This window comes from Streptomyces sp. NPDC002853 (genome assembly GCF_053591915.1).
Map to the genome: position 1 here is coordinate 740,121 of NZ_JBSFUS010000001.1, position 20,437 is coordinate 760,557.

Consider the following 20,437-nt stretch of genomic DNA (forward strand, 5'->3'; position numbering starts at 1 on the left):
GGCTTACCTCACTTCCCCCAAGTCCCCTCACCCAGAGGAAGTTCATGCGCTCGCACCTGCTCAACGACACCACCGCGGAGCGTTACCGCAGCTCCGTGACCGAAGGAGTCGAGCGGGTGGCGGCCAGAATCGCCACCACCTCACGCCCCTTTACCGGCGTCTCCGTCGACGACCTCGCGCCCCGCATCGAGGCCGTCGACCTGGACGAGCCCCTGCACGACACCATCGCCGCCCTGGACGAGCTCGACGAGCTCTACCTGCGCGACGCCGTGTACTTCCACCACCCGCGCTATCTCGCGCACCTCAACTGCCCGGTCGTCATCCCGGCCGTGCTCGGCGAGGCGGTGCTGTCCGCGGTCAACTCTTCCCTCGACACGTGGGATCAATCCGCCGGCGGCACACTGATCGAGCGCCGGCTCATCGACTGGACAGCCGAACGCATCGGGCTCGGCCCGGCCGCCGACGGCGTGTTCACCAGCGGCGGTTCGCAGTCCAACCTCCAGGCCATGCTGCTCGCCCGCGAGGAGGCCGCCAAGGCCGGAAAGCCGGCCACCGAACTGCGCATCTTCGCCTCCGAGGTCGGCCACTTCAGCATCCAGAAAGCCGCGACCCTGCTGGGCCTCGGCGAGGAAGCCGTGATCGTCATCCCCACCGATCACGACAAGCGCATGCAGACCGTCGCCCTCGCCCGCGAGCTGGAGCGCTGCCGCGACAACGGCCTCACCCCCATGGCGGTCGTCGCCACGGCCGGCACCACCGACTTCGGCTCCATCGACCCGCTCCCCGAGATCGCCGAGCTCTGCGAGCAGTACAGCACCTGGATGCACGTCGACGCGGCGTACGGCTGCGGTCTGCTCGCCTCGCTCAAGAACCGTCACCTCCTCGACGGCATCGACCGCGCCGACTCCGTGACCGTCGACTACCACAAGTCCTTCTTCCAGCCGGTGAGTTCCTCCGCCGTCCTGGTGCGGGACCGGACGACGCTGAGCCACGCGACGTACCACGCGGAATACCTCAACCCCCGCCGCATGGTGCAGGAGCGCATCCCCAACCAGGTCGACAAGTCCCTGCAGACCACACGCCGCTTCGACGCCCTCAAGCTGTGGATGACGCTGCGCGTGATGGGCGCCGACGCCATCGGCGAGCTCTTCGACTCCGTCTGCGACATGGCGGACGAGGGCTGGCAGCTGCTCGCCGCCGACCCCCGCTACGACGTCGTCGTGGAGCCCCAGCTCTCCACCCTCGTCTTCCGCTACATCCCCGGGTCGATCTGCGACCCGTCCGCCATCGACCGCGCCAACCTCTACGCCCGCAAGGCGCTGTTCGCCTCCGGCGACGCCGTCGTCGCGGGCACCAAGGTCGGCGAGCGTCAGTACCTCAAGTTCACCCTGCTCAATCCCGAGACCACGGTCGCCGACATCACGGCCGTCCTCGATCTGATCGCCGGCCACGCCGAGCAGTACCTGGGAGAGACCCTTGACCGCGCTTCCTGATCACCGAGAGCCACTGGAACCACTGGACTTCATCGGTATCGGACTGGGCCCCTTCAACCTCGGCCTCGCCTGTCTGACCGAACCCATCGACGAGCTGAACGGCCTCTTCCTGGAGTCCAAGCCGGACTTCGAGTGGCACTCGGGCATGTTCCTGGAGGGCGCTCACCTCCAGACCCCGTTCATGTCGGACCTCGTCACCCTCGCGGACCCCACGTCCCCCTACTCCTTCCTCAACTACCTGAAGGAAGCAGGGCGGTTGTACTCCTTCTACATCCGCGAGAACTTCTATCCGCTGCGCACCGAGTACAACGACTACTGCCGCTGGGCCGCCGCGAAGCTCTCCTCGATCCGCTTCAGCACGACGGTGACCGAGGTGACGTACGCGGACGAGCTGTACGTCGTCCACACCAGCACCGGCGACACCCTGCGCGCCCGCCACCTCGTCCTCGGGACCGGCACCCCGCCGCACATCCCCGAGGCGTGCGCGGGCCTCGGCGGCGACTTCATCCACAACTCCCGCTATCTGCAGTCCAAGCGGGAGCTCCAGAAGAAGGACTCGATCACGCTCGTCGGCAGCGGCCAGTCCGCCGCCGAGATCTACCACGACCTCCTGAGCGAGATCGACGTCCACGGCTACAAGCTGAACTGGGTCACGCGCTCCCCGCGTTTCTTCCCGCTCGAATACACCAAGCTGACCCTGGAGATGACCTCCCCGGAGTACGTCGACTACTTCCACGCACTGCCGGAAGCGACCCGCTACCGCCTCCAGGATCAGCAGAAGACGCTCTTCAAGGGCATCGACGGCGACCTGATCAACGAGATATTCGATCTCCTCTACCAGAAGAACCTCGGCGGCCCGGTGCCGACGCGGCTGCTCACCAACTCCTCGCTGCAGAGCGCCCGTCACGAGAACGGCACCTACACGCTCGGCCTGCACCAGGACGAGCAGGGCAAGGACTTCGAGCTGGAGTCCGAGGGCCTGATCCTGGCCACCGGCTACCAGTACGTCACGCCCGACTTTTTGGAGCCCGTGCGCGACCGCATCCGCTGGGACGGCCGCGGCCGCTTCGAGGTCGCCCGCAACTACTCCATCGACACCACGGGGCGCGGCATCTTCCTGCAGAACGGAGCCGTGCACACCCACTCGCTGACCAGCCCGGACCTGGGCATGGGCCCGTACCGCAACGCGTACATCATCGGTGAGCTGCTCGGCGCGGAGTACTACCCCGTCGAGAAGTCCATCGCGTTCCAGGAGTTCGCCGTATGAGCAACCCGAGCAACCCGAGCACGAATCCGGAGCTGACCCTCCGCCCCCTCGACCCCCTGAAGGACGCCGAGCTCCTGCACGGCTGGGTCACCCACCCCAAGGCCTCGTTCTGGATGATGCAGGACGCGTCGCTGCCGGACGTCGAACGCGAGTACATGGCGATCGCCGCCCACGAGCACCACGACGCGTTCATCGGCCTGCACAAAGGCGTCCCCGCCTTCCTGATGGAGCGCTACGACCCCCGGTACGTCGAACTGGTCGGGCTCTACGAGCCGCAGCCCGGCGACGTGGGCATGCACTTCCTCACCGCGCCCTCCGACGTGCGCATCCCCGGCTTCACCCGGGACGTGATCACCAAGGTCATGACGACGCTCTTCGAGGACCCGGCGACCGAGCGCGTCGTGGTCGAGCCGGACGTCGACAACACGGCCGTGCACGCCCTCAACGAAGCCGTCGGCTTCCGGGCGTCCGAGGTCATCCAGAAGCCGGAGAAGAAAGCTCTGCTGAGCTTCTGCACCCGCGAACAGTTCGACACAGCAGTACGCGAAAGGGAATCGGCGATATGACCCTGTCCGACGCAACGGCGCACCTCTCCCCCGAGCGCTGGGAGCAGGCCAACCGCCTCCTCATCCGCAAAGCCATCGCCGAGTTCTCCCACGAGCGGCTCTTCACCCCGGAGCCACTGGGCGAGGACAAATACGTCATCCGCAGCGACGACGCCCTGACCCGCTACCGCTTCACCGCCAAGCGGCTGCGGCTCGACCACTGGCAGGTCGACGCCGACTCGATCTCCCGGCACCGCGACGGCGCCGAACTCCCCCTCAACGCACTCGACTTCTTCATCGAGCTGCGTACGGCGCTCGGCCTGAGCGACGAGATCCTGCCGGTCTACCTGGAGGAGATCTCCTCCACCCTCTCCGGCACCTGCTACAAACTCACCAAGCCCGCGATCCCCTCCGCCGAGCTCTCCCGCTCCGGCTTCCAGGAGATCGAGACGGGCATGACCGAGGGCCACCCCTGCTTCGTCGCCAACAACGGCCGGCTCGGCTTCGGCGTCCACGAGTACCTCTCGTACGCGCCGGAGACCGCGAGCCCCGTACGGCTCGTGTGGCTGGCGGCGAGCAAGGAGCGGGCCGCGTTCACGGCGGGCGCGGGCATCGACTACGAGTCGTTCCTGCGGGCCGAACTGGGCCAGGAGACCCTGGACCGGTTCGACCGCACACTCCGTGAGCAGGGCCTGGACCCGGAGGACTACCTCCTGATCCCGGCGCACCCGTGGCAGTGGTGGAACAAACTGTCGGTGACCTTCGCGGCCGAGGTCGCCCAGCGGCACCTGGTGTGCCTCGGCGAAGGCGACGACGAGTACCTGGCCCAGCAGTCGATCCGTACCTTCTTCAACAAGAGCGAGCCGGCCAAGCACTACGTCAAAACGGCCCTCTCGGTCATCAACATGGGCTTCATGCGCGGGCTCTCGGCCGCGTACATGGAGGCGACCCCCGCGATCAACGACTGGCTCGCGAACCTCATCGACACCGACGAGACCCTGAAGTCGACCGGCCTCACGATCATCCGCGAGCGCGCGGCCGTCGGCTATCGCCACCTGGAGTACGAGGCCGCGACCGACCGCTACTCCCCGTACCGCAAGATGCTCGCGGCCCTGTGGCGCGAGAGCCCCGTCCCTTCGCTGGCCGAGGGCGAGCAGCTGGCCACGATGGCCTCGCTCCTGCACACCGACCAGGAGGGCGCGTCCTTCGCGGGCGCCCTCATCGAGCGCTCCGGTCTCACCCCCGCGCAGTGGCTGCGCGGCTATCTGCACGCCTACCTGACGCCGCTCCTGCACAGCTTCTACATGTACGACCTCGTCTACATGCCGCACGGCGAGAACGTCATCCTGGTCCTCAAGGACGGCGTCGTACAGCGGGCGATCTTCAAGGACATCGCCGAGGAGATCGCGGTCATGGACCCGGACGCGGTCCTGCCGCCCGCGGTCGAGCGGCTGCGGGTCGAGGTCCCCGACGACCAGAAGCTCCTGTCGATCTTCACCGACGTCTTCGACTGCTTCTTCCGCTTCCTGTCCGCGAACCTCGTCACCGAGGGCCTGGTGGACGAGGAGACGTTCTGGGACGCCGTCGCCGAGTGCGTGACGACGTACCAGGAGGCCACGCCCCAGCTGGCCGACAAGTTCAAGCAGTACGACATGTTCGCCCCGGAGTTCGCGCGCTCCTGCCTGAACCGGCTCCAGCTGCGGGACAACGAACAGATGGTGGACCTCGCCGACCCGGCGGGCGCGCTCCAGCTGGTCGGGACGCTGGCGAACCCGATCGCGCAGGAGACGGTCACCTCATGAGCCGAGCGGGGCTCCCGGGACGGTCCCCGGGAGCCCCGCTCTCATGCCCGACCGCGCAGGTCACTTGGCGGGCCAGGGCACCTCGGAGGCCTTGTAGTAGTCCATGCCCATCGCGTCCCAGCGCGGCCCCTGCTGGGCGAGCCGCACCTTGTACGTGTCCCAGTCGTGCGTCGAGGCGGGCGACCAGCCGAGCTCGGCGATGCCGGGCAGCCTCGGGAACGCCATGAACTCGATGTGCTGCGAGGTCGAGAGCGTCTCCGACCACAGCGGTGCCTCGACGCCCAGGATCGAGTCCGCGGGCGCGCCCTTCAGGTAGGTCGCCGGGTCCCAGTCGTAGCTGCGCTGCACCGAGACCAGGCCCGCCCAGGAGAGGCCGAGCGGCGTGTCCTTGTTGTACTTCATGTCGAGGTAGGAGCGGTCGGCCGGCGAGAGGAGCAGCTTGGTGCCGTTCTTCGCGGCGTTCACGACCTGCTCGCGCTCGGCGGCGCCGGTGGCGTCATAGCCCCAGTACTGCGCGACGGCGCCCTTGGCGGGCGTGGCGCCGGTCAGCTGGTGCCAGCCCATCACGGTCTTGCCGTACTTGGCGACGACGGGCTGCACCTTGTTCATGAACTCCACGTAGTCCTCGTGGCTCGTGGAGTGCGCTTCGTCGCCGCCGATGTGGATGTACTTGCCGGGGGTCAGCGCGGCGATCTCGCGGATGACGTCGTCCACGAAGTCGTACGTGACCGCCTTCTTGGCGCACAGCGAGCTGAAGCCGACCTCGGTGCCGGTGTAGAGCGGGGGCGCGACGCCGTCGCAGTTCAGCTCGGCGTACGAGGCGAGGGCCGCGTTCGTGTGGCCCGGCATGTCAATCTCGGGGATGACCTCGAGCTGCCTCGATGCCGCGTACCGGACGATGTCCTTGTACTGGGCCTTCGTGTAGTAGCCGCCCTTGCCGCCGCCGACCTGCGTGGAGCCGCCGTACGTCGCGAGCCTGGGCCAGGAGTCGATGGCGATGCGCCAGCCCTGGTCGTCGCTCAGGTGCAGGTGCAGCTTGTTGACCTTGTAGAGCGACATCTGGTCGATGTAGCGCTTGACCTTGTCGACCGAGAAGAAGTGCCGCGACACGTCGAGCATCGCGCTGCGGTGCGCGTAGCGGGGCGCGTCCTTGATGGTGCCGCCCGCGACGAGCCAGGGGCCCTCCTGCTTCGTCTTCTTCTCGGCGGCCGCGGGCAGTTGCTGCCGCAGCGTCTGCACGCCGTAGAAGAGCCCGGCGGGCTCGCGGGCCGTGATGGTGACGGAACCCCGCCTCGAATCGAGGCGGTAGCCCTCCTTGCCCAGGGACTTGTCCTTGGAGTCCAGCCGGAGCCGGATGCCGTCGCGGCCCCCGTCGTCGGTGACCTTCAGGGGGTAGCCGGTCGAGGGGCGCAGGACATCCGCCAGATAGCCGCCGATCCGGCGCGCGTCACGCGAGTCGTCGACCCTGATGCGGGTCTTGGAGTTGATCGCGTACGGGGATCCGCCCGGGTCGGCGGACACGGGGGCCGGGACGACCTGGCCGAGCGGGGTCGGCGTGGTGGCCGCGGCCGCCTCCCGCGCCCCGCTGTCGCCGACGGGCACGGCGGCCACGGACGAGAAGCCGGCCGCGGCGACGAGCAGCAACGAGCCGAACAGGCGGGTCGATCTGTGGTGCTGTCTCACGAGCGGGTCCCTTCGACGGGCCATCACTGTGGTGCATCGCAATCGAACGGTCACCATGGGTACCTTGCGCCCCGGAGCGGGTCAAGGGTGTAGACCACTTCGGTCGCCCGCCAATGGAAGAATCCTCCCATGGCGGAAATCATCCAGCGCGACGGGACCTGGACCTTCGACGGAGAGACGCTGCGCCTGGTGCCGGGACGCGACAAGAACGTGTCTCTGCTGCGCAAGGCGCTGGGAGAACTGGCCGTGCCGCTGGACGCGTTGGCGGGCATCGCCTTCGAACAGGGCAAGAAGTCGGGGCGTCTGCGGCTGCGGCTGCGGGACGGCGCCGACCCGTTGCTGCAGGCCGCGGGGGGCAAGCTCGGGGATGCCGATCCGTATCAGCTCGCGGTGGATTCGGACCGCTACGGGGTCGCGGAGTACGTCGTGGACGAGGTCCGCAACGCGCTGCTGCTCGAACAGGTGCCGGCCGCGCCCTGCGACAGCTATCTGCTGCCGGGCCCCTCGGTGCCGCTGTCGGTCTCGGCGGGGGACGGCACGGCCAGCTTCGACGGCGAGACCATCCGCCTGGAGTGGAACTGGAAGACGGAGGAGGCGAAGTCGGCGTCCGGTACGCGCACGCTGTCCCTCTCCGAGGTCGCGGCGGTGGAATGGCAGCCCGCGGTGGGCCTGGAGAACGGCTGCCTCCGCTTCACCGTCCGGCACGCGCCCACCAAGGCCCCGCCGAAGTACGACCCGAACTCGGTCGAGCTGTGGGGCTTCAAGAAGGACCCGCTGATGGCGCTGGTCGCCGCCGCCGTGCAGGTACGGCTCCCCCATCCGGCCGGGACGCCGGGCCTCGCGAAGTCCCCCGAGGCCCCGGCCGCCCTCACGGCGGCGACCGCCACGCCCGCGCCGGTGTCCGCCGAGGACGACCATGACGCGTTGCTGCGGCGCCTGCGTGAGCTGGGCGAGCTGCACAAGGGCGGGATACTCACGGACGAGGAGTTCGCTCTCGCCAAGCAGGCGATCCTGAAGCGAATGTGAGCGAGCGGAAGCGGATGTAAGCCGTCGGGGCCAGTTTTCGACGCATCCCTGCCCGATACCGGGCAGGATTGTTGCACGCGCGGGGCTCTTCCTTCAGGATCAACGAATGCACGACGACCTGGTGGATCACCTGACCCGCAGCACCCCGCTCCAGCGGGGCGAAGCGCTGCGGGTCATCCAGGACGTGCTCGCCTACTTCGACGAGACGACCGAAGAATTCGTCCGTCGCCGCCACCGCGAACTGCAAGGTCAGGGCCTGCTGAACGCGGCGATCTTCGAACAGATCTCGGCGGACCTCACATACCGCGCGGTCGCGCCGCCCGAGCTCACCCTCCGGCAGCTGCGCCGCATCATCTACGGCTAGGAAACCCTCTATGTGCGGAATCGTCGGTTATATCGGCAAGCGTGACGTGGCCCCCCTCCTCCTCGAAGGCCTCCAGCGCCTGGAGTACCGCGGCTACGACTCCGCGGGCGTCGTCATCACCAGCCCCAAGACCTCCGGCCTGAAGATGGTCAAGGCGAAGGGCCGCGTCCGCGACCTCGAGGCGAAGGTGCCCGCCCGCTTCAAGGGCACCACCGGCATCGCCCACACCCGCTGGGCGACCCACGGCGCCCCGTCCGACGAGAACGCGCACCCGCACATGTCGGGCGACAACAAGGTCGCCGTCGTCCACAACGGCATCATCGACAACGCCTCCGAGCTGCGCGCCAAGCTCACCGCCGACGGCGTCGAGTTCCTCTCCGAGACGGACACCGAGGTCCTCACCCACCTGATCGCCCGCGCCCAGGCGGACAAGCTGGAGGACCGGGTCCGCGAGGCCCTGCGCCACGTCGAGGGCACGTACGGCATCGCCGTCCTGCACGCCGACTTCAACGACCGCATCGTGGTCGCCCGCAACGGCTCCCCCGTGGTCCTCGGCATCGGCGAGAAGGAGATGTTCGTCGCCTCGGACGTCGCCGCGCTCGTCTCGCACACCCGCCAGGTCGTCACCCTCGACGACGGCGAGATGGCCACCATCAAGGCCGACGACTACCGCACCTACACCACCGAGGGCTCGCGCACGACCGCCTCCCCGACCACCGTGGAGTGGGAGGCCGAGTCGTACGACATGGGCGGCCACGACACGTACATGCACAAGGAGATCTTCGAGCAGCCCGACGCCGTGGACCGCGTCCTGCGCGGCCGCATCGACGACCGCTTCTCCACCGTGCACCTCGGCGGGCTGAACCTGGACGCGCACGACGCCCGCAAGGTGCGCCGCGTCAAGATCCTCGGCTGCGGCACCTCGTACCACGCGGGCATGATCGGCGCCCAGATGATCGAGGAGCTGGCCCGCATCCCCGCCGACGCGGAGCCCGCGTCCGAGTTCCGCTACCGCAACGCGGTCGTGGACCCCGACACCCTCTACATCGCGGTCTCCCAGTCCGGCGAGACGTACGACGTCCTTGCCGCGGTCCAGGAGCTCAAGCGCAAGGGCGCCCGTGTGCTCGGCGTCGTGAACGTCGTCGGTTCCGCGATCGCCCGTGAGGCCGACGCGGGCGTGTACGTCCACGCGGGCCCGGAGGTCTGCGTCGTCTCGACCAAGTGCTTCACGAACACCACGGTCGCCTTCGGCCTGCTCGCCCTGCACCTGGGCCGCATCCGCGACCTGTCGGTCTCCGACGGCAAGCGGATCATCGAGGGCCTGCGCAAGCTGCCGGGGCAGATCTCGGAGATCCTCAAGCAGGAGGACGAGATCAAGAAGATCGCCAAGCAGTACGCGGACGCCCGTTCGATGCTCTTCATCGGGCGCGTACGCGGCTACCCCGTCGCCCGCGAGGCCTCCCTCAAGCTCAAGGAGGTCTCGTACATCCACGCCGAGGCCTACCCCGCGTCCGAGCTCAAGCACGGCCCCCTCGCGCTCATCGAGCCCGCGCTCCCCACGGTCGCGATCGTCCCGAACGACGACCTCCTGGAGAAGAACCGCGCCGCCCTGGAGGAGATCAAGGCCCGCAGCGGCAAGATCCTCGCGGTCGCGCACCAGGAGCAGGAGAAGGCCGACCAGACCATCCTCGTCCCGAAGAACGAGGACGAGCTCGACCCGATCCTGATGGGCATCCCGCTCCAACTCCTCGCCTACCACACGGCGTTGGCCCTGGGCCGCGACATCGACAAGCCGCGCAACCTGGCCAAGTCGGTCACGGTCGAGTAGGACCGCCCCGGGCACCGGACACCCGGAGATGAACGACCCCTCGCGCGTGCCACCAAGCGTGCGAGGGGTCGTTCTTCAGGGGCCAGGGGCGCCCATTCCCCCGACCCACGCCTGCCAAAGCCGGTAGCCGTCACTCCCCGGTCGGCAGGTGGTCGTGCCCCTGTACGTACCCTTCACAAGGGCACAAAGCACCTCTACGCACGAGTAGATTTATCTACACACAAAGGAAGTTGACGCCTCGCCACCCTCACCCCACCTGGGACGCGGGGACGTCAGGGAATGACCACGACGGGGCGTTGCGCACGGCGCGCGAGCCGGCCCGCGACCGAGCCGAAGATGCGCCCCACGATCCCGTGCGTCGACCCGACGACGATGGCGTCCGCGGAGTACTCCCGGCCGACCTCTTCGAGCTCGTGGCAGATGTCGCCGCCGCGCTCGACCAGGATCCACGACACCTCGGCCAGATAGTCCGCACAGGCCAGTTCGAGACCGAGCACTTCCGTGCGGTGATCCGGCACGTCGACGAAGACCGGCGGCTCACAGCCCGCCCACACCGTGGTGGGAAGCCGGTTGGCGACGTGCACGATGATCAGGCCGGAGCCCGAGCGATGGGCCATCCCGATCGCGTACGAGAGAGCGCGTTCACTGGAGGTCGAGCCGTCGAATCCGACGACGACTCCGTGCCGGAAGGCCGGATCGCAGGAGTGACGTGGTTGTTCCGCCGCCTGGGGGGTCGCCGTGGAATCGGCGACCTGCCGCTTGCGGTCCGCTGGTTCGGAGAATTCGTGACCGGCCATGGGTGTCTCGGCGAAGGAGTCCTCTGTGGGAGGGTCGGCTCTGTTCGGGTCGTACGGCGCAGATGGAGCAGATCGGACAAGATCAGACAGGATCGGGCAGGGACGAGGAGGAGCGGCGACCACCGGAGCTGTGTCCGGGAATCATCTTCCCAATCCCATACCCCCAAGGGTACGGCGACACTCCTCTCCTGCCCAGAGCTTGCTGTCGGCCCTGCGGGAGCCTCACGGCGTTCACCGGAGCATGCATGAGCGGCGCCCGTATGGCAATGGTTGCTGCCTCGTACAGGTGGTTTGGGCACCCACCCGTGGGGCTGTCGTCGGCCACAAGGATCACGCCAGTGACCGGCCGCGCGACCACGCGTTGAACCTCGGTACGCCACCGCCACAGGGAGCCCGCCGTGCCTGGACCGCCGCCAGTGTCCTCACGAGTCACGACGACCTCACGAGCCACGACATCCTCACGCGTCACGCCGCAGGGCCACCGACGCCCGCCCGAGGGGGCGCGTGAGCGCCAGCGCGGAGGCGTCCCGGCGCCGCGCGCCGAGGAGTCGCCACCCACCCCCTTGCAGGACTCCGCGAGCGATGTCGTGCGCTGGGCGGCATTCAGCTGCGTCCTGGTTCCCGTCGTCCTCGTGGGGTACGGGACCTCGCTGGCGGGAGCCGCGGGTTCGGCCCTCGGACTGCTTGCCGTGACGGGGGTCTGCCGGCTGCTCCTGCGGCAGTCCGAGCGGGGGGCGGCGCGGTCGGCCGACGAGCGGCGCGACGAGCCGGCGGACGAGCGTCGCGGGCGGCACGGACGGACGGCTCCGGGGGCACACAGGGGCGGTCGGCATGCTGGTGGGTCAGCGCCGGTGGACTGACCGATTCACGCGCACCTACCCGTAACTTTTCAGCCAACTTCCTATGGCCATGCATTCCTTGGCCGAAGGGGTGCTCAACCCCGGTCCCACCAGGGCTGAAAGGCATGCGGAGGGCGCCTGAACCCTACGGGGACCGGCCACGGAGCTGAGGCGCACTTCCCAGCAACGCCCGTGAGTGCAACGCTTCGTGATCGACTGCTTCACGCCAAGTTGCCATGTCGACATAGTGCCGGGTCCTTAACTGGTCACCCCGGCAGCACGGGACGCAGTAGATTCGATCATGACTGTATTACGGCGGGGGACTGGTGGAGGACCGAGGGGAAACGTGCAGGAGCGACAGGTCCGACAGGAACGCCAAGAGCGCCGAGAACGCAGGACACGCAGAGACAGAGCACGCCAAGAACAGGGAGCCGCGACGACCGAGGGGGGCTTAGCACCATGAGCCACGACTCCACTGCCGTGCAAGAAGCCGCGTCGCGGAAACTCTCCGGACGCCGCCGCAGGGAGATTGTCGCGGTGCTGCTGTTCAGCGGTGGCCCCATCTTCGAGAGTTCCATACCGCTCTCCGTGTTCGGGATCGACCGGCAGGACGCCGGGGTCCCCCGCTACCGGCTGCTGGTCTGCGCCGGTGAAGAGGGACCGCTGCGTACGACCGGGGGGCTCGAACTCACCGCGCCACATGGCCTGGAGGCGATAGGGCGCGCGGGCACCGTCGTGGTGCCGGCCTGGCGGTCGATCACATCACCGCCGCCGCCGGAGGCACTCGACGCGCTGCGCCGCGCGCACGAAGAGGGCGCCCGCATCGTGGGCCTGTGCACCGGGGCGTTCGTGCTCGCCGCGGCCGGTCTGCTCGACGGCCGTCCGGCGACCACGCACTGGATGTACGCACCGACGCTGGCCAAGCGATATCCGTCCGTCCACGTGGACCCGCGTGAGCTCTTCGTCGACGACGGGGACGTGCTCACCAGCGCGGGGACCGCGGCCGGAATTGATCTGTGCCTGCACATCGTGCGCACGGATCATGGCAACGAGGCGGCGGGCGCGCTCGCGCGCAGGCTCGTCGTGCCACCACGCCGGGCCGGCGGCCAGGAGCGCTATCTCGACAGGTCTTTACCTGAGGAGATCGGCGCCGACCCGCTCGCCGAGGTCGTCGCCTGGGCCCTGGAGCATCTCCACGAGCAGTTCGACGTGGAGACCCTGGCCGCGCGCGCGTACATGAGCAGGCGCACCTTCGACCGCAGGTTCCGCTCGCTCACCGGGAGCGCTCCCCTGCAGTGGCTGATCACTCAGCGCGTGCTGCAGGCACAGCGGCTGCTCGAGACCTCCGACTACTCCGTCGACGAGGTCGCGGGCCGCTGCGGCTTCCGTTCGCCGGTGGCCCTGCGCGGCCACTTCCGGCGCCAGCTGGGCTCGTCGCCCGCCGCCTACCGGGCCGCTTACCGCGCCCGCAGGCCGCAGGGGGGTGAGCGGGCACTGCTGGAATCGGCGGCGCCCGTGCCCGCCACGGCGACGGTGCACGCGGAGGGCACGGGACCCGTGCCCTCGCAGACACGGCGTACGGCGGCCGCGAGTGCCATCGGCCCGTCGGCCTCGCTGACCGCGGAGCCGGGGAAGCCGAACTCGGATGTGTACGCGCCAGGACGTCCGCCACTGCCCGGCCAGAGGAGTGCGCCGTAGGGTAAGACGCATGAACGATCGCATGGTGTGGATCGACTGCGAGATGACCGGGCTCTCGCTGACGGATGACGCACTTATCGAGGTGGCCGCACTGGTCACCGACTCGGAACTGAACGTGCTCGGCGAAGGTGTGGACATCGTGATCCGCCCGCCGGACGCGGCGCTGGAGACCATGCCCGAGGTGGTGCGCAAGATGCACACCACCTCGGGGCTCCTCGACGAACTGGCATCGGGCACGACGCTGGCCGACGCCGAGGAGCAGGTCCTGACGTACGTACGTGAGCACGTCAAGGAGCCGCGGAAGGCGCCGCTCTGCGGCAACTCGGTCGGTACCGACCGCGGCTTCCTGCTGCGTGACATGCGGACCCTGGAGGAGTTCCTCCACTACCGCATCGTCGACGTGTCCTCCATCAAGGAACTCGCCCGGCGGTGGTACCCCCGGGCCTACTTCAACAGCCCGGACAAGAACGGCAACCACCGGGCACTCGCCGACATCCGCGAGTCCATCGCCGAGCTGCGCTACTACCGCGAGGCGGTCTTCGTCCCGCAGCCCGGTCCGGACTCCGACACCGCGAAAACGATCGCGGCGAAGTACGTGCTGCCTGCGGAGTAGCCTTCGCGGATCACCTCTGTACGGGGTCCGGAAAACGCGTGCGCGAGCACCCCTTCGGACCCTGTACACTTTTTCTCGGCCGGTCGGAAGAAAGCAAGACGACCGGACATGGTGGGTGTAGCTCAGTTGGTAGAGCACCTGGTTGTGGTCCAGGTGGCCGCGGGTTCAAGTCCCGTCACTCACCCTGAATGATCAAGGCCCGGTCCGCGAAAGCGGACCGGGCCTTCTTCGTGCCTCGCCCGGACGCTCAGGACGACTCCCGCTCCACCAGTTCCGTGGGCAGGACCAGCTGGCGGTGCTCCAGGCGGCGGGCCGATGCCGGGCGGTCGTCGGCGATCTCGGCCAGCAGGAGGTCGATCATCGCGCGGCCCATCTCCTCGATCGGCTGGCGCACGCTCGTCAGGGGCGGGTCCATGTGGCGGGCGATCGCCGAGTCGTCGAAGCCGACGAGCGCCACGTCGTCGGGTATCCGGCGCCCCGCCTCGCGCAGGACCTGGCGGGCGCCGGCCGCCATCACGTCGGAGCCCGCGAAGACCGCGTCCACGTCCGGGAACGCCGCGAGCAGCTCCGTCATCGCCCTGCGGCCGCCCTCCTCCGTGAAGTCGCCCGGCGCGATCATCCGCTCGTCCACGGGGCGGCCCGCGTCCGAAAGCGCCGCGCGGTATCCGTCGAGGCGGCGCTGGGCGCCGTAGACGTCCAGGCGGCCCGTGATGGTGGCTATCCGCGTGCGGCCACGCGACAGGAGGTGCTCGACCGCGGAGTGGGCCCCGGCGAAGTTGTCGGAGTCGACCGAGGGCAGCTGCTCGTCGGCCGAGCGGCGGCCGCTGATCACCGCGGGGATCTCCAGCTGGGCCAGGAGGTCCGGCAGCGGGTCGTCGGCGTGGACCGAGACGAGCAGGACGCCGTCGACGCGGTGGGCCGCGAGGTACTGGGCCAGGCGCTGGCGCCTGCGGTCGTTCCCGGCGAAGATCAGCAGGAGCTGCATCTCCGTCTCGCCGAGCTCCGCACCGACCCCGCGCAGGACGTCGGAGAAGTACGGCTCGGCGAAGAAGCGGGTCTCGGGCTCGGGCACGACCAGGGCGATGGCGTCGGTGCGGTTGGCGGCCAGGGCGCGGGCCGCCGTGTTCGGGACGTAACCCAGTTCGGCGACGGCGGCCTCGACGGCCGTCCGGGTCGCCTCGCTCACCCGCGGCGAGCCGTTGATCACCCGGGAGACCGTCCCGCGGCCCACTCCCGCCCTCGCGGCGACCTCCTCCAGGGTCGGTCGTCCGCCGCTGCGGCCGCGCGGTCCGTGAGCTGGCATTGTCCGCCTCCCGTCGCACTTCCCCCGGGCGAGGAATGTAGAGGAATGTAACAGCCCGATCTTCGCCGATCGGATGGGCCGATCGCGCGGGCCTCCTCGTAACAGCCCGATAACTGAAGACATGTCTCGCTGTCCGGTCCCTTGACACCCCCGCTCCGAGCCACGACTCTTCAACTCATCACTTGTGGGAGCGCTCCCACAGTACCTGACACGTACACATCCCGCACGTTCCCCGCCCGAGCCGAAGAGTCAAGCAACGGGGCATGAAGTGCAGTTGGCCGGGGGGTCGGCACGTCAGGCAACAGGAGGACGTAATGCGCACGAGTTCCCGCCGACCCGGTCGGCTGGTGGCCTTCGCGGCCGTGACCGCGCTGGCCGGCAGCCTGCTGGCCGGTTGTTCCAGCGACGACGACAGCAGCTCGGAGGGCGGCGACGGCAAGGTCACGCTCAATGTGGGCACGTTCGGTGTGCTGGGCCTCAAGCAGGCCGGTCTCTACGACGAGTACGAGAAGTCGCACCCGAACATCAAGATCAAAGAGAACGTGATCGAGCGGAACGACGCCTACTACCCGAAGCTCCTCACCCAGCTCCAGTCCGGCGCGGGTGTCAATGACGTGGCCGCCATCGAGGTCAGCAACATCACCGAGGTCGTACAGACCCAGGGCGCCAAGTTCGAGGACCTGAGCAAGGCCGAGGGCGTGGACAAGTCCACGTACCTCGACTGGAAGTGGAACCAGGCCACGACCGAGGACGGCAAGACGGTCGGCCTCGGCGTCGACATCGGCCCGACGGCGTTGTGCTACCGCAAGGACCTCTTCAAGAAGGCCGGTCTGCCCACCGACCGCGAGGAGCTCGCCAAGGAGTGGGCCGGCGGCTGGGACAAGTACGTCGCGCTCGGCGACAAGTACATGAAGAAGGCCCCCGAGGGCACCAAGTTCGTCGACTCCGCCTCCAGCGTCTACAACGCGGTCTTCGCCGGTGCCACCGAGCGGTACTACGACAAGGGCGGCAAGGAGATCTACGAGAAGAGCCAGGGCCGCAAGGACGCCTGGGACGCGGCGATGAAGGTCGCGCAGGGCGGCATGTCGTCCAAGCTCAAGCAGTTCGACCCGACGTGGGACCAGGGTTTCGCCAACGCCAAGTTCGCCTCGGTGGCCTGCCCCGCGTGGATGGCCGGCTACATCCAGGAGAAGACGGGCCCGGAGGGCAAGGGCCAGTGGGACATGGCCAAGGCGCCGACCGACGGCAACTGGGGCGGCACCTTCCTCGGTGTGCCGAGCGCGGGCAAGCACAAGAAGGAGGCGACCGAGCTCGCCGTCTGGCTGACGCAGCCCGAGCAGCTCGCCAAGGTCTTCGCCAAGCAGGCCAGCTTCCCCTCCACCCCGTCGGCGTACGACACGCTGAAGCCGTCCCCGGCGACCAAGGCGTACTTCAATGACGCGCCCATCACGGAGATCTTCGCCGACATCGCGAAGAACACCCCCTCTGCCATCTACGGCCTGAAGGACGCCCAGATCGGCCAGTCCATCACGGACATCGGCGTGCTCCAGGTGGAGCAACAGGGCAAGTCTCCGGCGCAGGGCTGGGAGGCCGCGCAGAAGGAGATCAAGGATGTTCTGGGACAGTGACGCGCATGTCCGAGACCGCTGAGTACGCCGAGACCGCGTCCCCCGAAGAGGGGGGCGCGGCCCCGGCCGCGTCCGGGAGGCGCAAGTCCTCCCCCACGTCCTCGTGGCGCAGCCGCCTGTACCGCTGGGACATAAAGGCGTCGCCGTACGTCTTCGTCGCCCCCTTCTTCCTCTTCTTCGGTGCCTTCGGGCTGTTCCCGCTGCTCTACACCGGCTGGGCCTCGCTGCACCGGCTGTCGCTGACCGACCTCGACGGCAGCACCTGGATCGGTCTGGAGAACTACACCAACCTGCTGCAGAGCGATTACTTCTGGAACGCTCTCGGCAACACCTTCACCATCGGCGTCATCTCCACCGTCCCGCAGCTCTGCGTCGCGCTCGGCATCGCGCATCTGCTCAACTACAAGCTGCGCGGTTCCACCCTGTGGCGCGTCGCGATGCTCGCCCCGTACGCCACGTCGGTGGCGAGTGCCTCGCTGGTCTTCACGCTGCTCTTCGCGTGGGACGGCGGCATGGTCAACTGGATCATCGGGTCGATCGGGGTGGACCCGATCAACTGGCGTGAATCCTCGTGGGGTTCGCAGTTCGCGGTGTCGTCGATCGTCATCTGGCGGTGGACCGGCTACAACGCGCTGATCTACCTGGCGGCGATGCAGGCCGTGCCGCACGACCTGTACGAGTCGGCGTCCCTGGACGGTGCCTCGCGCTGGCAGCAGTTCCGGCACGTGACGATCCCGATGCTCCGTCCGACGATCCTGTTCACGGTGGTCGTCTCGACCATCGGGGCGACCCAGCTCTTCGGTGAGCCGCTGCTGTTCGGCGGCACGGCCGGGTCCAAGGGCGGCGCGGACCACCAGTTCCAGACCCTTGGCCTCTATCTCTACGACCAGGGCTGGATCAACGGCCATCTGGGCCGGGCCTCGGCCGTCGCCTGGCTGATGCTCGCGATCCTGCTGCTCATCGCCGCGGTCAATCTGCTGATCGCCCGACGTCTGAGGAAGGCCCAATGAAGTCCCGCACCTCGGGCCCGACGACGGACCTCGTATCGGACCCGCCGACCGACGTGATCACGAGCCCGAAGGCCGCTTCGGCGCCGCGTCCGAAGTCGGGCCGCCCGCTGGGGCTCAAGGCCGGGCGCACGATGCACGCGGGTCCGTGGACCTACCTCGTGCTCGCGCTGTTCACGGCCGTGTCGCTGGCCCCGCTGATCTGGACGGCGATCGCGGCGTCCCGCACGAGCGGGCGGCTCGCCCAGACACCGCCGCCCCTGTGGTTCGGCGGGAACCTCTTCAAGAACCTGGAGCGGGCCTGGGTGGAGGCGAGTCTGGGCGACGCGATGCTGAACACCACGATCGTGGCGGGCAGCATCACCATCGGCACCGTGCTGTTCTCCACGATCGCCGGGTTCGCCTTCGCCAAGCTGAAGTTCAAGTTCAGCGGGCTGCTGCTCCTCCTGACGATCGGCACGATGATGGTGCCGCCGCAGCTGAGTGTCGTACCGCTCTATCTGTGGGTCGCCGACCTGCAGTGGACCAACCAGCTGCAGGCGGTGATCCTGCCGACGTTCGTGAGCGCCTTCGGGGTGTTCTTCATGCGGCAGTACCTGCTGCAGGCGCTGCCGAGCGAACTCATCGAGGCGGCGCGGATGGACGGGGCGAGCAGCTTGCGGATCATCTGGCACGTGGTGTTCCCCGCGGCACGGCCCGCGATGGCGGTGCTCGGCCTGCTGACGTTCGTGATGGCCTGGAACGACTTCCTCTGGCCGATCATCGCGCTGAACCAGTCGAACCCCACCGTGCAGGTGGCGCTCAACTCCCTTGGTACGGGCTACATCCCGGACCGGGCGGTGATCATGGCGGGTGCCCTGCTCGGCACACTGCCCTTGCTCCTGGCGTTCATCCTGTTCGGCAAGCAGATCGTGAGCGGCATCATGCAGGGCGCCGTCAAGGGCTGAGGCCCGGCCGCCCGCCGATTCCTCCCCCGCCAGGGCCGAGCCGCCGCCACCTCGGCCCTGGCCATCCGCCCCGTCCGCCCCTCCTTCTCTTCCCCCTGTCCTTTTCCCCTTTCCATGGGAGCGCTTCCATGCCTGAATCCCTTGCTTTTCCGGCCGACTTCCTCTGGGGTGCCGCCACGTCCGCGTACCAGATCGAGGGCGCCGTACGCGAAGACGGCCGCACCCCCTCCATCTGGGACACCTTCAGCCACACGCCCGGCAGGACGGCCGGCGGCGACACCGGTGATGTCGCCGTCGAGCACTACCACCGCTACCGCGACGACGTGGCGCTCATGGCGGACCTCGGCCTGAACGCCTACCGCTTCTCCGTCTCCTGGTCGCGGGTGCAGCCCACCGGGCGCGGCCCCGCCGTCCAGCGCGGCCTCGACTTCTACCGGCGGCTCGTCGACGAGCTGCTGGCCAAGGGCATCAAGCCCGCCCTGACCCTCTACCACTGGGACCTGCCCCAGGAGTTGGAGGACGCGGGCGGCTGGCCGGCGCGGGAGACGGCCTACCGCTTCGCCGAGTACGCGGGCTTCGTCGCCGAGGCGCTCGGTGACCGCGTCGAGTCCTGGATCACGCTCAACGAGCCGTGGTGCAGCGCCTTCCTCGGCTACGGCTCCGGCGTGCACGCGCCCGGCCGCACCGACCCGGCGGCCGCGCTGCAGGCCGCGCATCACCTCAACCTCGCGCACGGCCTTGGCACCCAGGCGCTGCGTGCGGCGCTTCCGGCCCGCGCCCGGGTGGCGGTGAGCCTCAACTCGTCGGTGGTCAGGGCGGTTTCGGACAGCCCGGCGGACCAGGACGCCCGCCGCCGCATCGACAACCTCGCCAACGGCGTCTTCCACGGCCCGATGCTGCACGGCGCCTACCCGGCGGACCTCCTCACCGACACCGCCCGGATCACCGACTGGTCCTTCGTGCAGGACGGCGATCTGGCCGCCGCCCATCAGCCGCTGGACGCGCTCGGCCTGAACTACTACACGCCCGCGCTGGTCTCGGACGCCCGGAACGACCCGGCGAACGCGCGCAACGACGGACACGGCGCCAGCGATCACTCCCCGTGGCCCGGCTCCGACGACGTGGCCTTCCACCAGACGCCGGGCGACCGCACCGAGATGGGCTGGACCATCGACCCGACGGGGCTGCACGACCTGATCATGCGCTACACCCGGGAGGCGCCGGGCCTGCCGCTGTACGTCACCGAGAACGGCGCGGCGTACGACGACAAGCCCGACCCGGAGGGCCGCGTCCACGACCCCGAGCGCATCGCCTACCTGCACGGACACTTGGCCGCCGTACGCCGGGCCATCACGGACGGGGCCGACGTCCGCGGCTACTACCTGTGGTCCCTGCTGGACAACTTCGAATGGTCGTACGGCTACAGCAAGCGCTTCGGCGCGGTGTACGTCGACTACGAGACGCAGGCCCGCACCCCCAAGTCCAGCGCCCACTGGTACGCGGGCGTCGCGTCCAGCGGTGAGCTGCCGCGGGAGCACGTCGCGGGCTGACCCGCGGGGCCGGCAGACCCGAGGGGCCGAGTGGCACTGCGCCACTC

The 20,437-nt window shown here is 68.8% G+C and carries 17 protein-coding genes and 1 tRNA gene; 15 read left to right on the forward strand and 3 right to left on the reverse strand.

The genetic code is table 11. From position 1 onward, the window contains the following. The first annotated feature begins 44 nt into the window (after window positions 1-44). From ACWD02_RS03230 to ACWD02_RS03245, 4 genes are read left to right on the forward strand one after another with little or no spacing between them, the layout of a single operon-like run. Entirely contained in the window at window positions 45-1,493 is a 1,449-nt protein-coding gene (locus ACWD02_RS03230; RefSeq protein ID WP_451203881.1) for a pyridoxal phosphate-dependent decarboxylase family protein, read from the forward strand. Continuing rightward, window positions 1,477-2,760 (forward strand): lysine N(6)-hydroxylase/L-ornithine N(5)-oxygenase family protein, encoded by a 1,284-nt coding sequence (locus ACWD02_RS03235; RefSeq protein WP_451203883.1) that lies wholly within the window; start codon window positions 1,477-1,479, stop codon window positions 2,758-2,760. The genes ACWD02_RS03230 and ACWD02_RS03235 overlap by 17 nt, the downstream gene beginning before the upstream one ends. Beyond that, the gene (locus ACWD02_RS03240) at window positions 2,757-3,326 is read left to right on the forward strand and encodes a GNAT family N-acetyltransferase (protein ID WP_451203885.1); all 570 of its coding nucleotides are present in this window, start codon (window positions 2,757-2,759) and stop codon (window positions 3,324-3,326) included. Before ACWD02_RS03235 ends, ACWD02_RS03240 begins: the two co-directional genes overlap by 4 nt. Continuing rightward, a complete protein-coding gene (locus ACWD02_RS03245; protein ID WP_451203887.1) occupies window positions 3,323-5,107 on the forward strand; it encodes an IucA/IucC family protein in 1,785 nt (594 codons plus the stop codon). The genes ACWD02_RS03240 and ACWD02_RS03245 overlap by 4 nt, the downstream gene beginning before the upstream one ends. A gap of 60 nt (window positions 5,108-5,167) precedes the next feature. On the opposite strand, the gene ACWD02_RS03250 is transcribed toward ACWD02_RS03245, so the two are convergent. Continuing rightward, the gene (locus ACWD02_RS03250; RefSeq protein WP_451203889.1) at window positions 5,168-6,790 is read right to left on the reverse strand and encodes a beta-N-acetylhexosaminidase; all 1,623 of its coding nucleotides are present in this window, start codon (window positions 6,788-6,790) and stop codon (window positions 5,168-5,170) included. A 129-nt stretch (window positions 6,791-6,919) separates the two neighbouring features. Between ACWD02_RS03250 and ACWD02_RS03255 the strand changes: the two genes are divergently transcribed. From ACWD02_RS03255 to glmS, 3 genes are all read left to right on the forward strand, one after another. Then, window positions 6,920-7,816, forward strand: a complete 897-nt coding sequence (locus ACWD02_RS03255; protein ID WP_451203890.1) for a DUF4429 domain-containing protein — start codon at window positions 6,920-6,922, stop codon at window positions 7,814-7,816. A 106-nt stretch (window positions 7,817-7,922) separates the two neighbouring features. Then, on the forward strand, window positions 7,923-8,180 hold the full coding sequence (locus tag ACWD02_RS03260) for a hypothetical protein (protein WP_363309460.1): 258 nt from the start codon (window positions 7,923-7,925) through the stop codon (window positions 8,178-8,180). A 10-nt stretch (window positions 8,181-8,190) separates the two neighbouring features. Next, the gene (gene glmS / locus ACWD02_RS03265; protein WP_451203892.1) at window positions 8,191-10,008 is read left to right on the forward strand and encodes a glutamine--fructose-6-phosphate transaminase (isomerizing); all 1,818 of its coding nucleotides are present in this window, start codon (window positions 8,191-8,193) and stop codon (window positions 10,006-10,008) included. A 272-nt stretch (window positions 10,009-10,280) separates the two neighbouring features. Here the strand turns inward: glmS and ACWD02_RS03270 are convergent, their stop codons facing one another. Beyond that, window positions 10,281-10,805, reverse strand: a complete 525-nt coding sequence (locus ACWD02_RS03270; protein ID WP_451203894.1) for a universal stress protein — start codon at window positions 10,803-10,805, stop codon at window positions 10,281-10,283. A gap of 563 nt (window positions 10,806-11,368) precedes the next feature. Here ACWD02_RS03270 and ACWD02_RS03275 point away from each other — a divergent pair. The 4 genes from ACWD02_RS03275 to ACWD02_RS03290 all read left to right on the forward strand — a co-directional run bounded on the left by ACWD02_RS03275 (window position 11,369) and on the right by ACWD02_RS03290 (window position 14,139). Continuing rightward, window positions 11,369-11,665, forward strand: coding sequence for a hypothetical protein (locus ACWD02_RS03275; RefSeq protein WP_451204377.1), 297 nt, complete (start codon window positions 11,369-11,371; stop codon window positions 11,663-11,665). A 438-nt stretch (window positions 11,666-12,103) separates the two neighbouring features. Next, window positions 12,104-13,342 (forward strand): GlxA family transcriptional regulator, encoded by a 1,239-nt coding sequence (locus ACWD02_RS03280; RefSeq protein WP_451203896.1) that lies wholly within the window; start codon window positions 12,104-12,106, stop codon window positions 13,340-13,342. A 10-nt stretch (window positions 13,343-13,352) separates the two neighbouring features. Then, window positions 13,353-13,955 carry an oligoribonuclease gene (gene orn, locus ACWD02_RS03285; protein WP_451203898.1) on the forward strand — a complete coding sequence of 201 codons (603 nt, stop codon included), beginning with the start codon at window positions 13,353-13,355 and terminating at the stop codon, window positions 13,953-13,955. Between the two features lie 111 nt (window positions 13,956-14,066). Beyond that, window positions 14,067-14,139, forward strand: a tRNA-His gene (locus ACWD02_RS03290). Window positions 14,140-14,202: 63 nt separating this feature from the next. On the opposite strand, the gene ACWD02_RS03295 is transcribed toward ACWD02_RS03290, so the two are convergent. Continuing rightward, window positions 14,203-15,258: a LacI family DNA-binding transcriptional regulator gene (locus ACWD02_RS03295; RefSeq protein WP_451203900.1), complete on the reverse strand. Its 1,056-nt coding sequence runs from the start codon at window positions 15,256-15,258 to the stop codon at window positions 14,203-14,205. Between the two features lie 314 nt (window positions 15,259-15,572). On the opposite strand from ACWD02_RS03295, the gene ACWD02_RS03300 reads away from it, so the two are divergent. The 4 genes from ACWD02_RS03300 to ACWD02_RS03315 all read left to right on the forward strand — a co-directional run bounded on the left by ACWD02_RS03300 (window position 15,573) and on the right by ACWD02_RS03315 (window position 20,390). After that, window positions 15,573-16,886, forward strand: a complete 1,314-nt coding sequence (locus ACWD02_RS03300) for an ABC transporter substrate-binding protein (RefSeq protein WP_451203902.1) — start codon at window positions 15,573-15,575, stop codon at window positions 16,884-16,886. A 5-nt stretch (window positions 16,887-16,891) separates the two neighbouring features. Further along, window positions 16,892-17,896, forward strand: a complete 1,005-nt coding sequence (locus tag ACWD02_RS03305) for a carbohydrate ABC transporter permease (protein WP_451203904.1) — start codon at window positions 16,892-16,894, stop codon at window positions 17,894-17,896. Between the two features lie 131 nt (window positions 17,897-18,027). Beyond that, window positions 18,028-18,840 carry a carbohydrate ABC transporter permease gene (locus ACWD02_RS03310; RefSeq protein ID WP_451204379.1) on the forward strand — a complete coding sequence of 271 codons (813 nt, stop codon included), beginning with the start codon at window positions 18,028-18,030 and terminating at the stop codon, window positions 18,838-18,840. Between the two features lie 128 nt (window positions 18,841-18,968). Then, window positions 18,969-20,390, forward strand: coding sequence for a GH1 family beta-glucosidase (locus ACWD02_RS03315; protein WP_451203906.1), 1,422 nt, complete (start codon window positions 18,969-18,971; stop codon window positions 20,388-20,390). The last annotated feature ends 47 nt before the right edge of the window (window positions 20,391-20,437 follow it).